The organism is Pilosibacter sp. YYHA0881 (assembly GCF_051602715.1).
In the GTDB taxonomy this organism is placed as follows: Bacteria; Bacillota; Clostridia; order Lachnospirales; family Lachnospiraceae; genus Alitiscatomonas; species Alitiscatomonas aceti.
Genome location: NZ_CP175657.1, coordinates 1,750,308 through 1,763,754, shown reverse-complemented (window position 1 = coordinate 1,763,754; position 13,447 = coordinate 1,750,308). Strand labels below are relative to the sequence as shown.

Sequence of the window (13,447 nt, the reverse complement as noted above, 5' to 3'; positions counted from 1 at the left end):
CATGAGACTCGATAAATTTCTTAAGGTATCCCGCCTCATCAAGCGGAGGACCGTGGCCAACGAGGCCTGCGACGCCGGACGGGTCATGATCAATGACAAGCCGGCCAAGGCGTCTGCAGCTGTGAAGCAGGGAGATATCATTGAGATCCAGTTTGGAACGAAATCTGTGAAGGTAGAGGTCCTGGACGTCCAGGAAACGGTCCGCAAGGACGACGTGAAGGAGCTTTACCGGTATCTTTGATCTGCCGCAGGGGCGCGGCTTTTGGGGAGCTGTGCAGCCGCGCGGGCAATATGGAACGCAGCTTCGGGAAGACGGCGCCTGGCGTGTGCCGCCTTCTGCGGGCGTTCAGCCGTCAACAGGAAACGTAGCCGCAAAGATATGGCGCGGTTATGAATAAAAGAGAAGACCTCCTAATATACTTATAAAAAGTATGTCAGGAGGTTTTTTTATGGATGAAAAAATGGGACTTTCCCACCAGATCATGCTGTACAACCGGGAAAAAGGGAATCTTACGGGGATCCTGGACGTGATCTCCTTTGATGAAAATACAATCGTGCTGGATACAGACATGGGGCTTCTGACCATCAAAGGAAAAGACCTCCATGTAAGCAGGCTGACTCTGGAAAAGGGGGAGATCGACATCGAGGGACAGGCAGACAGTCTTGTATATTCCTCCAGCGAAAGCTTCAAAAAGACCGGCCAGTCGCTTCTTTCCAGACTGTTTAAGTAGGACGCGGGGAGGGAGATCCTTTTGAGCCTTTACATACAGGACGAGGCGGCCCTGGCGCTCATGAGCTTTTTACTGGGGGCTGTTCTCATGGTCAGCTATGATCTTCTCCGGCTTTTCCGGCTGCTGGTGCCCCACGGCTCATTATGGACAGGTCTGGAGGACATTTTTTACTGGATCTACTGTGCAGTCATGACCTTTTCCTTATTGTTTTGGGAGAACAGCGGCGTGGTCCGGGGGTACGTCATTGGCTGTGTGCTTTTATCTATGACGGCCTACGACAGAATTGTCAGCAGGAATGTATTTGTCCTCTTGAAAAAGGCCGGAAGATGGATTAAAATGAAAATAATACATATCAGAGCCCGGAGAGAAGTGAGGAATTATGAAGCGGAGCCGAAACAGAAGAAATAAAAGAAAACCGAAATATGGACTGGAGAACCGTATGGCCCTGATCGGGATCACCACAGTGGTGTTAAGCCTTGCCGTGGTGGTCAATATCGGCGCGTCCTCCCTTCGGGAAAAGGACCTGGAATACCAGGCCAGGGAGCAGAACCTGGAAAAGCTGGAGGCGAAGGAAGACGCCAGGACCGCCCAGCTCGAGGAGTACCGTGTGTACGTCCAGACCAAGCAGTATGTGGAAAAGGTCGCCAAGGAAAAGCTGGGCCTGGTCAAAAAGGACGAGATTTTGTTTAAGGCAGAGGAATCCAGGTAGATCGTGTCATGGAATTTTTTATGGACTGCCCGGAAAACTGACAAATATTTCCCCCTGATCTGTTTATAATATGGTACGCAGGTTAGGAGGGATTTTTTGTGTTAAAAAGGCGGGCGGTACATAAGGACATGGCGGAGGCCAACGTTTACGCGGCCAGGCGGCTGAAGGATATGGCCCAGTCCCTGGGCGGGCTGGCAAAGACCTTCGGGCGGTGCCGGGAGGAGCCGGGGCTTTCCAGAGAGGACGGCATCGCGGCCCTGGAGGCGGCGTCGGCCATGGTATGCGGAGCGTGCGAGTCCTGCGGGATCCAGAGGGAATGCAGGCGGGGCGGGGATGATGAGAATTATTATCTGTATTATCTTCTGCGGACCTTTGAAAAAAAGGGCTGTGTGGAATATGAGGACATGCCCCGGCGGTTTCTGGAGGTATGCCGGAGAAAATCGGATTATCTGGGGCAGCTGAACCGGAACCTGGGGCGGGCCACCATGAACCTGACCTGGAAAAACCGCTTTCTGGAGAGCCGGGCCGCAGTCATGACCCAGTTTGAGGAGCTGGCGGGGATCCTGGAGGAATTTTCCGGCCAGATGGAGCAGGCCCTGGATGTGACCATGACCTGGGAGGGAGAGCTGAGGACGGTCTTACGGAAACGGCGGATCGACGTGGAAAGCCTCCTGGTGCTCCAGTACGGTCAGGGACGGCGGGAGGTGTTCATGACCGCCCGGATGACCAACGGCCGCTGTATGACGGCCAGGGACGCCTCAGAGGCCATTGCCAGGGTCATGAAGGGCAGCTTCAGCGCCGCCCGGGACGGGAAGGCCATCATCACCAGGAATCCGGCCTCTTTCCGGTTCATTGAGGACGGCAGGTACCGGATCCTGTTCGGGTCCTCCAGGGTCCCCAGGGACGGCGAGGAGGTCTCCGGCGACAGCTACACCTTTAAGAGCGGCCTTCCGGGCCAGGCCATATTAAGCCTGTCCGACGGCATGGGCAGCGGCCAGGCGGCCAGCGAGGACAGCGAGAAGGTCATGGAGCTGACGGAGCAGCTTCTGGGCACGGGCTTTTCAGCCAGGTCGGCCTTAAAGCTGGTGAACACGGTGCTTCTGCTGACCGGGCAGAACGACCGTCCGGCGACTCTGGACCTCTGCCTGGTGGATCTTTATTCCGGAGTGGCGGAGGCCATGAAGCTGGGAGCCGTGGCCTCCTTTATCATGGGCCGGGACGGTGTGGAGGTGCTGGAGTCGGAGCATGTGCCCGCCGGGGTCATGAATCCGGTGGAGCCGGTGATGATCTCAAAGAAGCTCTGGGACGGGGACCGGATCGTCATGGTCAGCGACGGCGTCCTGGACGCCATGCCGGGGGCGGAAAAGGAAGCGGCGTTTTCGGATTTCCTTGCCGGTCTGCCGGCGGCCGGGCCCCAGGAGACAGCGGAGATGATCATGGCCTTTGCCCTGTCCTTTGACGGGGAGCCCAGGGACGATATGACTGTGCTGGTGGGCGGTATCTACGGGAGATAGGAGCCGGAAACGGCAGGTCCGGACGCTGGCGGCGGCCTGCCGGTGCAGCGCTGGAAAACAGGAGATGAGAGAGTGACAGGAGAGGCTGTAAAACAGAGAGTAAGGGAATATATGCGGTCCTGGGAGATGACAGAGCCGGGGGACGGGCTCCTGGCCGGGGTGTCGGGAGGCGCCGATTCCGTCTGCCTTCTTTTCCTGCTGGACGAACTGAAAGAGGAGCTGGGGATCCGCCTGGCGGCCTTTCATTTAAACCATGGCCTGCGGGGAGCGGAGGCAGACCGGGATGAGGCCTATGTGAAGGAGATCTGCGGCCGTCTTGGCATCCCTCTGGCAGTGGCTCATGAAAATGTGGCAGAGTATGCGGCGGCCCGGGGGATCTCCGGGGAGGAGGCGGGCCGGATCCTGCGGTATGAGCATATGAAGGAGACGGCAGAGCAGTTTTCCTGTCAGAAGACGGCCACGGCCCACCACCGGGACGACAGTGCGGAAACGGTGCTTTTTAACATGTTCCGGGGGAGCGGCCTTAAAGGGCTTTCCGGGATCCGGCCGGTCCGGGGGGGGGTGATCCGGCCTCTCCTCTGCCTGTCCCGTGCAGAGATCGCCGGATACCTGGAGGAAAGAGGGATCCCCTGGTGCGAGGACTCCACCAATGGGGAAAATGTGTATACAAGAAACAGGATCCGCAACCAGCTTCTGCCCTGGGTGAAGGAAAACATCAACGCCAGGGCTCCGGAGCATATCCTGGCGGCTGCGGAGCTGGCAGCCCAGGCAGACGCGTATTTTGCGGAGCTGGCAGAAAAGCTTCTGGCGGACGCTGGGGACCTGGATCGGCTGCCGGAGGACGCGGGAGATGTTCCAGAGGCATTGGCAGTGTCCATCCCCACAGAGATCTTCGACCGCCAGCCGCCGGTGGTCCAGGGCTATCTGGTGCGGGCCATGGTATCCCGGGCAGCGGGCAGTCCCAGGGATATTTCCGCAAGGCATGTGGAGGCGGTGCGGGCCCTGACGGGGCCGGGGGGAGGAACGGAGGCGGTCCTTCCATACGGGCTCAGGGCCGTGCGGGGCTATGACCGCCTGGAGGTGGCTCCAGAAAAACGGCTTTTGTCCCGGGCGGCCGGAGAAAGGGCTTTGGAGGCATTTCCCATTAAGACCCGGCTGCTTCCTTATAAAAAAGGAATGGAAATTCCCAAAAACCAGTATACGAAATGGTTTGATTATGATAGAATCAAAGGTGCGTTATCCGTCAGGACCAGGGAAAGCGGTGATTATCTCATGATCGCCGGGGGGAAAAGAAAGCTTTTAAAGCGTTTTTTCATAGATGAAAAGATTCCGGAGGAGAAACGGGCATCCATCCCGCTTCTGACAGAGGGAAGCCATGTGCTCTGGGCCATGGGATACCGCATCAGTGAATTTTATAAGATCACGGAGAATACCCGTACTATATTGGAAGTTCAAGTTTGCAAAGGAGAAGAAAATGGCTGAAAATGTTCGTATTTTATTGAAGGAAGAAGAGGTTGATAAAAGGATCGCGGAAGTGGCGGCAATGATCAACCGGGACTATGCAGGAAAAGAGGTGCATCTGATCTGCATCTTAAAGGGCGGCGTGTTCTTTACATGCGAGCTGGCCAAGCGGCTGACGGTGCCTGTATCCATGGATTTCATGTCTGTTTCCAGCTATGGCAGCGGCACCGAGTCCTCCGGCGTGGTGCGGATCGTAAAGGATCTGGACGAATCCATTGCGGGAAAGAATGTGCTGATCGTGGAGGACATCATCGATTCTGGCCGGACCCTGGCCTATCTGATCGAGATCTTAAAGCAGAGGAACCCGGAGTCCATTCATCTGTGTACGCTGCTGGATAAGCCGGAGCGCCGTGTGAAGAAGCAGGTGAAGGTGGATTATACCTGCTTTGAGATCCCCGACGAGTTTGTGGTGGGCTTTGGCCTGGATTATGACCAGAAATACCGGAATCTTCCGTATATCGGCGTTGTAGAATTTCAGTAAGGAGGCAGCCAGTTGAAACAGAACCAGCAGTTTCGTGGAATGGGACTGATCCTGCTTGTGATGGCGCTGATCTTTTTTGCGTCCACACTGAGCCAGCAGGGAAACCTGTTCAGCGATGAGATGACATACCAGGAGTTCATGACGTCTGTGGAAAACGGCGCGATCGAGACGGCCCTGATCCGCCAGAACGCCCAGACGCCCACCGGCGTCGTAATGACGATCCTGACAAATGGAGAACGCGGAAAGATCGCCGTGTCTGATGTGATGGAGGTCCAGCAGCTTTTCCGGGAAAAGGGGATCGACTATCTGGTGGATGATGTTCCCAAAGACAATTATCTGATGACCATTATCCTTCCCATCGGTCTTTCCGCTGTGGTGATCATGTTCCTGATGATGTACATGAACGCCCGGATCGGAGGAGGCGGCGGAAACAGCAAGATGATGAACTTTGGAAAAAGCCGGGCAAAAATGAGCCGCACCAATTCGGTGGATTTTTCCAAGGTCGCCGGTCTTGAGGAAGAAAAAGAAGATTTAGAGGAAATTGTGGATTTCCTGAAAAATCCGAAAAAATATACAGATGTGGGAGCCAGGATCCCCAAGGGCGTGATCTTAGTGGGCCCTCCGGGAAGTGGTAAGACCCTCTTAGCCAAGGCTGTGGCCGGGGAGGCAGGCGTTCCCTTCTTCTCCATCTCCGGCTCTGACTTTGTGGAGATGTTTGTGGGCGTAGGCGCATCCCGTGTCCGCGATCTGTTTGAGGACGCCAAGAAGAACGCCCCCTGTATCGTGTTCATCGACGAGATCGACGCTGTGGCCAGACGCCGCGGCACCGGTATGGGCGGCGGTCACGACGAGCGGGAGCAGACCTTAAACCAGCTTCTGGTGGAAATGGACGGCTTCGGTGTCAACGAGGGGATCATCGTCATGGCGGCCACCAACCGGGTCGATATCCTGGATCCGGCGATCCTGCGTCCCGGCCGTTTTGACCGGAAGGTGGGTGTTGGAAAGCCCGATATCCGCGGCCGGGAGGAGATCCTTCAGGTCCATGCGGCGGAAAAGCCCCTGGGCGATGATGTGGACTTAAAGCGGGTGGCCCAGACCACCGCAGGCTTTACCGGAGCGGATCTGGAGAACCTGTTAAACGAGGCGGCCATCCTGTCGGCCAAGGGAGGGCGCCGTTTCATCCGCCAGGCGGATATCGACCAGGCCTTTGTAAAGGTAGGGATCGGAGCGGAGAAGAAGAGCAAGGTGATCTCTGAAAAGGAAAAGAAGATCACTGCCTACCATGAGGCGGGCCACGGGATCCTGTTCCACGTGCTGCCGGATGTGGGCCCTGTCCATACCATTTCCATCATCCCTACGGGAATGGGCGCAGCCGGCTATACCATGCCTCTGCCGGAAAAGGATGAGATGTTCAACACAAAAGGAAAGATGCTCCAGAATATCATGGTATCCCTGGGCGGACGGATCGCGGAGGAGCTGATCTTCGGCGATGTGACCACCGGGGCGTCCCAGGATATCAAGCAGGCCACCGCCATTGCCCGGGCCATGGTGACTGAGTACGGTATGTCTGAGAAGGTGGGAATGATCAATTACGGCGGCGATGAGAATGAGGTGTTCATCGGCCGGGATCTGGCCCATGCCAGAAGCTACGGCGAGAGTGTGGCTACGGCCATTGACAGCGAGGTAAAGCGGATCATCGACGAATGCTATGAAAAAGCAAAGAAGATCATCCTGGAACATGAGAATGTGCTTCATAAGTGCTGTGAACTTCTGCTGGAAAAGGAAAAGATCAGCCAGGACGAGTTTGAGGCGCTTTTTGAATAGGCACACTTAAGAAAATAAAGTAAAACGGCGTTTGGACAAAAGAAACACAGGCAGACGCCGTTTTATTTTATCTAATATAAAATTTGAACAAAATATTGAAGGCCAAAGTAAATACTGCTAATTTTTTTTTTGAAATAAATTCATGTTTGTGCACACTTATACGGAAACGTATGCTATATTACTACTCGTAACCCCCCCAATACATTATATAGTTTTTGCTATACCCCATAAGAGACATAATACCTTTTCCGGAAAAAGGCCAGCGATTCCCCGCTGGCCTTTTTTCTGTCCGGAAGCAGGGAAAGGCCGGGCATGAAAAATAGTCCGTGCAATTCCCGGGGAAATCCTGTATAATAATAAACAGAAGAAAAATAAGACAACATAGGAGACAGAGAGGAGAAGCTGTTTTTATGGAAAAAGCGGCTCTGTTTTGCGACGAGACTGCGGAATACCGGTGTCCGGAGGAACCAGATCCCGGCGACCTTGTGACCCTGCGGTTTCGGACAGCAAAAAATAACGCGGATCATGTTTCTATGATCATATGTGGAAGCGGCCAGCGGATCGAGCTTTATAAGGCAGAGAGCCGGGGGCGGTTCGATTTTTATGAGACTGTGATCTCGGTGGGAAAAACGGCCCTCCGTTTTTATTTTGAGATAAAAAAAGGCAGAGAGACCTGTCTTTACAACCGGCTGGGAGTAACGAAGGATATACAGAGACAGCAGATGTTTGCCATTACTCCTGGCTTTCATGTGCCGGACTGGGCCAAGGGCGCTCTCATGTACCAGATCTTCATTGACCGGTTCTGCAACGGCGATCCGGATAATGATGTGGTTTCAGACGAGTATATTTACATTGGCTTCCCGGTGATGAAGATCGACGACTGGAGAGAGGATCTGTCAGTGCTGGATGTGGACCGGTTTTACGGCGGTGACCTCCAGGGGATCTGGGACAAGCTGGATTACCTCCAGGACATGAAGGTGGAGGTGCTGTATCTGAATCCGATCTTCGTGTCGCCCTCCAACCACAAATATGACACCCAGGACTATGAGCATGTGGATCCCCATTATGGGGTGATCGTAAAGGAGGCCGAGGGCCTGGCCGACGAGTATGACAGCGACAACGGCCACTCGGAAAAATATGCGGTCCGGACCACGGATATGGAAAATCTGGAGGCCAGCGACGCCTTTTTTGCCCGTTTTATGGAAGAGGTCCATAAGCGGGGCATGCGGGTGATCCTGGACGGCGTGTTCAACCACTGCGGCTCCTTTAATAAGTGGCTGGACCGGGAGAAGATATATGCCGGAAGATCCGGCTATGGGCCGGGAGCCTATCTGGATCCGGAGAGCCCCTACCGGAAGTTTTTTAAGTTTTCGGATGAGAACGGATGGCCCGACAATGGCTCCTATGAGGGCTGGTGGGACCATAATACCCTTCCAAAGCTTAATTATGAGGGCTCGGAGGTGTTATATCAATATGTTCTGGATATTGCGAAGAAGTGGCTGTCGCCGCCATATAACATCGACGGTTGGCGGCTGGACGTAGCGGCAGATCTGGGACACTCACCGGAAATGAACCATCAGTTCTGGCGGGATTTCCGGAAGGTGGTGAAGGAGACGAACCCGGACGCGCTGATCCTGGCAGAGCATTATGGAGACGGCTCCTCCTGGCTCGGAGGCGACCAGTGGGATACGATCATGAATTACGATGCCTTCATGGAGCCTCTTTCCTGGTTCTTAACAGGGCTTGAAAAGCACAGCGACCGGGCCGACGGCCATCTGTACCAGAACAGCCAGGCGTTTATGTGTACCATGCTTTACAATATGAGCTGGATGCAGACGCCGTCCATGATGGCGGCCATGAACGAGCTTTCCAATCACGATCACTCCCGTTTCCTTACCAGGACCAACCGACAGGTGGGGCGGCTGGATTACCGGGGGAAGGCGGCGGCCTCAGAGGGGATCAATCTCGGGATCTTCCGGGCGGCGGTGGTGGTCCAGATGACCTGGCCTGGGGCGCCGACGATCTATTACGGCGATGAGGCCGGTGTCTGCGGATGGACGGATCCGGACAGCCGGCGGACATACCCCTGGGGCCAGGAGGATCTGGAGCTGATGGAATTCCACCGGTATCTGGCGGGGATCCGAAACTGGAACCGGGCCTTCCGGACGGGCTCCTTTAAGCCACTGCTGGCAGAGAATGGCATGATCGCCTACGGCAGATTCCAGGAAAATGAGCGGGGCGTGGTGCTGGTCAACAGTGAGAGCTTTACCCAGAGGGCTCAGATCCCTGTATGGGAGGCAGAGGCGACCGGAGATTCCATGGACCGGATCATGGAATCCAGCGTGGAGCGGTACAATGTGGGACGTCTCCCGTACCCGGTCAGGGACGGGATCCTGACCGTTGAGATCGGTCCCTTCTGTGCCATGATCTTTGAGGAAAAAGTGCTTGATTTTTAATTGATTTTGTGATATCATTTTGACTTGTCAGAATGATATGGGCGGGTTCCCGAGTGGCCAAAGGGGACAGACTGTAAATCTGCTGCAACTTGCTTCGGTGGTTCGAATCCACCTCCGCCCAGTAGAATTTGGAAATTCTGAATTGATTCGGATTTTCAGATTTATATGCCCAGATAGCTCAGTTGGTAGAGCAGAGGACTGAAAATCCTCGTGTCGCTGGTTCGATTCCGGCTCTGGGCATTAAAAACAGAAGGTCTAAGAAAGCCGCTCTGGCATCCCAGACCTCTCATATTCTTCTGCGGGTGTAGTTCAATGGTAGAACACCAGCCTTCCAAGCTGGATACGTGGGTTCGATTCCCATCACCCGCTCTTTTTATTACTGCGGAAGCCTTGATTTTCAGAGGGCTTCCGCTTTTTATATTCTGGAAAGGAGCGCTTTACGACAGAAGGCCGCTCTGTGGGGCTGCTGCGGCGGCCAGAAGAAGGATGGCCAGAAAGAGCACGTTCATGGCTGTAAAGTTTGCCAGGTATTTTCCCTTGAGACCAGGAAAATCCCTGGCTACATATTTGTAGGAGATCAGGCTGGCCATGGACGCGATCAGTGTTCCCAGGCCTCCCAGATTTGTGCCGATGAGGAGGGAGGCGCCCTGATCGGTGAAGCCGGACAGCAGGAGAGCCGCCGGGACATTGCTGATGACCTGGCTGACCGCCACGGAACAGAGGAGCTCATTGCCGGTGATCAGCTGCTGGAACAGACTGCTGATCCAGGGGATCTGTTTCATGTTCCCAATGAAAATGAAAAAGCCCGCAAAGGTGATCAGAAGAGAGTAATCGACCTTTGAAAATACGGTGCTGTCTGCGGAAAGTCCGAGGCAGACGACCGCCAGCAGAAGGAATGGGATGGGGATCCATTTTCCTACGGCTCCCAGACAGAGAAGAAACATGAGCAGATAGGAAAGAAGGCTTTTGCGGCAGAATGGCGCTGCTCCCGAAACGGTCTGCATTTCGGACAGGCCGAAAGAAAGCGGCTGGTTTTTCCCGCGCAGGAGCGCAAGAAGAATGAGCAGCAGGGACAGGAGGGCAAAGGGAAGCATGATCCGGAGGAAAGCGCCCATTCCCAGATGGTAGTGGGAATAGAGGTAGAGATTCTGCGGGTTTCCGATGGGGGTGGCCATGCTCCCCAGGTTGGCGGCAATGGTCTGCAGAACGACCACAGGGATCAGCCTGTCCTCGCGGCGGATCATTTTCAGCAGCTCAATGGCGAAGGGGACAAAGGTGATCAGCGCCACGTCATTGGTGATGAACATGCTGGAGAAAAAACACAGGAGGACCAGGAGCATTTCCAGCTGCCGGAGACTGTGTATGCGCATTAGAAGGCTTTCTCCCATCTGGTGGAAAAATCCCATGGCCTGGAGTCCCGCCATGGTGGCCATGAGACAGAATAAAAGCCCCAGGGTGTGAAGGTCCAGGTAACTGATATAGCGGATGCTGGGCGGAACGGCCGCCATGGACAGGATGGCCAGCGTCCAGGCTGCAGTAAGCACCGCGTCCTTTTTTAAAAATGACAAAATTCGTTTCATGATGATCCCTCGATTCCTTTGATTGGGTTCCGGGAGGAAGCCCTTCCGGTCCGGTCCTAGAGTAACACAGGAGGGAGGGGAGCGCAAGAGGACTTTTGGGCAGTGTTTACAGGGGGGTGTCGGGAATAGAGTCAGTTAATAGATTTATTCTGAAAATTCAAATTATATATCGAGAAAAATTTGCCGAAAATAGGATGAGAAGAAAATTTGACATTTCATTTTAAGTGTGCTATACTAATTATCGTAAAAATAAATAAAAAAGAACCGTCTTACATATTAAGAAGGGCTTTTGGTATTTCACCATCAGGTGCTGTATGAAAAGCCCTTCTTTTTATTTGCGCGTGGAATGCGCGCAGAGAAAGGCGGGAAAATCCGGGGCCCTGGAAGGGTAGGTAAGGCAGAAATCTGCGGACGAGCCGCAGGTGCAGCAAAATCAATATCAAACAGGAGGAAGGAAACATGAATACCATTAACGTAACAAAAAGGGATCTTACAGTGAAGGCAAAGAAGCTCAGAAGGAATGGATACGTTCCGGGAAGCGTTTTCGGCGGTATGTTAAAGGAGCCGGTGGCTCTTCAGATCGAAGAGTCTGTGGCCAGACAGCTGGTCCGGGAGCTTCGTGAGGGCAGCCGTCTGAAGCTGAATCTGGATGGAACAGTGATCCCTGTACAGATAAAAGAAAAATCTCTGGACAACTTAAAGCATGAGATCCTGGAGATCAGCTTCCAGGCTCTGGCGGCAGACCAGGCGGTCAACAGCGTGATCGATATTGTGCTGGTGAACGCGGATAAGGTGACGGCGGTCCTGGAGAAGCTGAATATGAAGATTCCGTACTCGGCTCTTCCGGCAGATATGATCGATACGCTGGAAATCGACGTGGACGGTATGCCTGTGGGAACCATTGTGACCGTAGGGGATATTCCGGAGTTAAAGAGTGAGAAGCTGGCGCTTCAGGTCAACAGCGATGAGATCGTATTCCGGATCACCGACGGAAAACGCGGAGGAGGAGCTGCTTCTGAGGCAGAGGAGGCTCCGGCGGCAGAATAATTGCCTGGCTGGTGCTTGGGAATACGGGGGCAGTCCCCTGGCCAGAGGCGGAAGCCGTCTGGAAACTGAATAAGATAAAAGGGCAGCCGCCCGGCAGACTGGAAATCTGGTCTGCCGGGCGGCTTTTTTTGCATATTTTCTCTTTTGGGGTGGATAGGGGGGTGGGGGTTCTGATGACGAGATTGGGTATATAAGCCGCTTTTTTTCACCAGTACCCAAAAATCTTTGTTTTTTCTGGGAAAAATTCAAAAAGTCTTGAGATTTTGGGCATAAAACAAAAAGAGGCATTCCCAATGCCCAAAATCAGACGGAATTTTGGGCATTGGGAGAAAAAAACAGGGATATTGCCCAAAGGGACTCATTTTGGAGGTTTGAAGGGGGGATGGGGAGGAGAGGCAGGAGCTGAATGGGCTGGATATCCACGGACCGGGGGAAGCTGATGGTGAAGTTCTCCTTTCATATTATTGTTATGTTCCATAAAACGCGGTTCCTGGATTTGTGCAGAATGATGAAAAAGTGAGAATTATATACAGATATAAATATTCACCTTGACATATAACTATATATAATGATATAGTATGTTCTAGTGAAAAACATATGAAGAGGAGGAGTTCGCGTGTTTCGGTACATATTAAAGCGATTGCTGTATGCGATCCCGGTTTTTCTGGGAATTACATTTGTGATCTACACACTGATCAACCTGGCGCCGGGCGGTCCGCTTTCGGTTCTTGCGGCTTCGGGTGAAATGTCCCTGAGTGATCTGGAGGCCTTAAAGATTTCCATGGGACTGGATAAACCCATTGTTATCCGGTACTTCATATGGCTGGGAGATCTGCTTCACGGAGATTTTGGCATCTCCTACCGGACTTCCCAGGAAGTCAGTCTGATGATCTCTCAGAGGATCATGCCGTCCCTGATGCTCACGGGTACAGGTATTCTTGCGGCTATGCTGGTGGGAGTTCCCCTGGGTATTATCTCTGCGTATAAGCCAAATTCCGTTTGGGACCACATCAGTACCTTTATTTCGTTCATTGGCGCGTCGGTCCCCAACTTTTTCTTAAGCCTTTTACTGATCTATGTTTTAGCTGTGAAACTGAAATGGTTCCCCACCAGTGGAATGCAGTCCTCTGGTATGAGCGGGAATCTGCTGGATCTTCTGCATCATCTGGCGCTGCCGGCGTTTGTCTGCGGGATCCAGCCCATCGGAAACTATATTAAGCAGACCAGATCCAGCGTACTGGAGGTTTTAAATGAGGAATACATTAAAACGGCCCGTTCCAAGGGACTTACCAATGTGGTCATCGTTTTAAAGCATGCATTCCGGAACGCGCTGATCCCCATTGTGACTACCATCAGCCTTTCGATCCCGTTCCTGATCGGAGGAGCGGTGGTGACTGAGCAGATCTTTGCATGGCCGGGTATCGGAAGCCTGATGATCACGGCCATTACCAGCCGCGATTACCCGGTGATCATGGGTGTGGCAGTTCTGATCTGCGGTGTGGTGCTGGTGGCAAATCTGATCCTGGACCTGATCTATGCGGCCCTGGATCCGCGGATCAAGTTTAAATAGAAGGGGGTGGGAAT

General features: G+C 53.6%; 12 protein-coding genes and 3 tRNA genes. 14 read left to right on the top strand and 1 reads right to left on the bottom strand.

Going from position 1 to position 13,447, the window contains the following annotated elements; translation table 11 throughout:
• Window position 1: 1 nt before the first annotated feature.
• From ACI6NM_RS08190 to ACI6NM_RS08135, 12 genes are all read left to right on the top strand, one after another.
• The gene (locus ACI6NM_RS08190) at window positions 2-241 is read left to right on the top strand and encodes an RNA-binding S4 domain-containing protein (RefSeq protein WP_158360203.1); all 240 of its coding nucleotides are present in this window, start codon (window positions 2-4) and stop codon (window positions 239-241) included.
• Window positions 242-449: 208 nt separating this feature from the next.
• Window positions 450-731, top strand: coding sequence for a sporulation protein YabP (gene yabP, locus ACI6NM_RS08185; RefSeq protein WP_022273523.1), 282 nt, complete (start codon window positions 450-452; stop codon window positions 729-731).
• A gap of 21 nt (window positions 732-752) precedes the next feature.
• The gene (yabQ, locus tag ACI6NM_RS08180; RefSeq protein WP_022273522.1) at window positions 753-1,139 is read left to right on the top strand and encodes a spore cortex biosynthesis protein YabQ; all 387 of its coding nucleotides are present in this window, start codon (window positions 753-755) and stop codon (window positions 1,137-1,139) included.
• A complete protein-coding gene (locus ACI6NM_RS08175; protein WP_438500830.1) occupies window positions 1,111-1,440 on the top strand; it encodes a septum formation initiator family protein in 330 nt (109 codons plus the stop codon). The genes yabQ and ACI6NM_RS08175 overlap by 29 nt, the downstream gene beginning before the upstream one ends.
• A 98-nt stretch (window positions 1,441-1,538) precedes the next feature.
• On the top strand, window positions 1,539-2,954 hold the full coding sequence (locus ACI6NM_RS08170; protein ID WP_438500829.1) for a SpoIIE family protein phosphatase: 1,416 nt from the start codon (window positions 1,539-1,541) through the stop codon (window positions 2,952-2,954).
• Window positions 2,955-3,026: 72 nt separating this feature from the next.
• The gene (gene tilS, locus ACI6NM_RS08165) at window positions 3,027-4,436 is read left to right on the top strand and encodes a tRNA lysidine(34) synthetase TilS (protein ID WP_438500828.1); all 1,410 of its coding nucleotides are present in this window, start codon (window positions 3,027-3,029) and stop codon (window positions 4,434-4,436) included.
• Window positions 4,429-4,956 (top strand): hypoxanthine phosphoribosyltransferase, encoded by a 528-nt coding sequence (gene hpt, locus ACI6NM_RS08160; protein WP_022272671.1) that lies wholly within the window; start codon window positions 4,429-4,431, stop codon window positions 4,954-4,956. Before tilS ends, hpt begins: the two co-directional genes overlap by 8 nt.
• Before the next feature lie 12 nt (window positions 4,957-4,968).
• Window positions 4,969-6,780 (top strand): ATP-dependent zinc metalloprotease FtsH, encoded by a 1,812-nt coding sequence (gene ftsH / locus ACI6NM_RS08155; protein ID WP_438500827.1) that lies wholly within the window; start codon window positions 4,969-4,971, stop codon window positions 6,778-6,780.
• A 410-nt stretch (window positions 6,781-7,190) separates the two neighbouring features.
• Window positions 7,191-9,236 carry an alpha amylase N-terminal ig-like domain-containing protein gene (locus tag ACI6NM_RS08150; protein ID WP_438500826.1) on the top strand — a complete coding sequence of 682 codons (2,046 nt, stop codon included), beginning with the start codon at window positions 7,191-7,193 and terminating at the stop codon, window positions 9,234-9,236.
• A gap of 39 nt (window positions 9,237-9,275) precedes the next feature.
• Window positions 9,276-9,357, top strand: a tRNA-Tyr gene (locus ACI6NM_RS08145).
• Window positions 9,358-9,403: 46 nt separating this feature from the next.
• A tRNA-Phe gene (locus tag ACI6NM_RS08140) sits at window positions 9,404-9,476 on the top strand.
• Window positions 9,477-9,534: 58 nt separating this feature from the next.
• Window positions 9,535-9,605, top strand: a tRNA-Gly gene (locus ACI6NM_RS08135).
• 68 nt (window positions 9,606-9,673) lie between these two features.
• On the opposite strand, the gene ACI6NM_RS08130 is transcribed toward ACI6NM_RS08135, so the two are convergent.
• Window positions 9,674-10,816, bottom strand: a complete 1,143-nt coding sequence (locus ACI6NM_RS08130; RefSeq protein WP_438500825.1) for an SLC13 family permease — start codon at window positions 10,814-10,816, stop codon at window positions 9,674-9,676.
• 459 nt (window positions 10,817-11,275) lie between these two features.
• Here ACI6NM_RS08130 and ACI6NM_RS08125 point away from each other — a divergent pair, with 459 nt between their 5' ends.
• Window positions 11,276-11,863 carry a hypothetical protein gene (locus tag ACI6NM_RS08125; protein WP_022272742.1) on the top strand — a complete coding sequence of 196 codons (588 nt, stop codon included), beginning with the start codon at window positions 11,276-11,278 and terminating at the stop codon, window positions 11,861-11,863.
• A gap of 616 nt (window positions 11,864-12,479) precedes the next feature.
• The gene (locus ACI6NM_RS08120) at window positions 12,480-13,433 is read left to right on the top strand and encodes an ABC transporter permease (protein WP_022272741.1); all 954 of its coding nucleotides are present in this window, start codon (window positions 12,480-12,482) and stop codon (window positions 13,431-13,433) included.
• The last annotated feature ends 14 nt before the right edge of the window (window positions 13,434-13,447 follow it).

Bases quoted from the DNA above. Each gene is read 5' to 3' on its own strand.
- ACI6NM_RS08190 (WP_158360203.1), top strand. From the start codon at position 2: ATGAGACTCGATAAATTTCTTAAGGTATCCCGCCTCATCAAGCGGAGG.
- yabP (WP_022273523.1), top strand. From the start codon at position 450: ATGGATGAAAAAATGGGACTTTCCCACCAGATCATGCTGTACAACCGG.
- ACI6NM_RS08175 (WP_438500830.1), top strand. From the start codon at position 1,111: ATGAAGCGGAGCCGAAACAGAAGAAATAAAAGAAAACCGAAATATGGA.
- hpt (WP_022272671.1), top strand. From the start codon at position 4,429: ATGGCTGAAAATGTTCGTATTTTATTGAAGGAAGAAGAGGTTGATAAA.
- ACI6NM_RS08150 (WP_438500826.1), top strand. From the start codon at position 7,191: ATGGAAAAAGCGGCTCTGTTTTGCGACGAGACTGCGGAATACCGGTGT.
- ACI6NM_RS08130 (WP_438500825.1), bottom strand. From the start codon at position 10,816: ATGAAACGAATTTTGTCATTTTTAAAAAAGGACGCGGTGCTTACTGCA.
- ACI6NM_RS08125 (WP_022272742.1), top strand. From the start codon at position 11,276: ATGAATACCATTAACGTAACAAAAAGGGATCTTACAGTGAAGGCAAAG.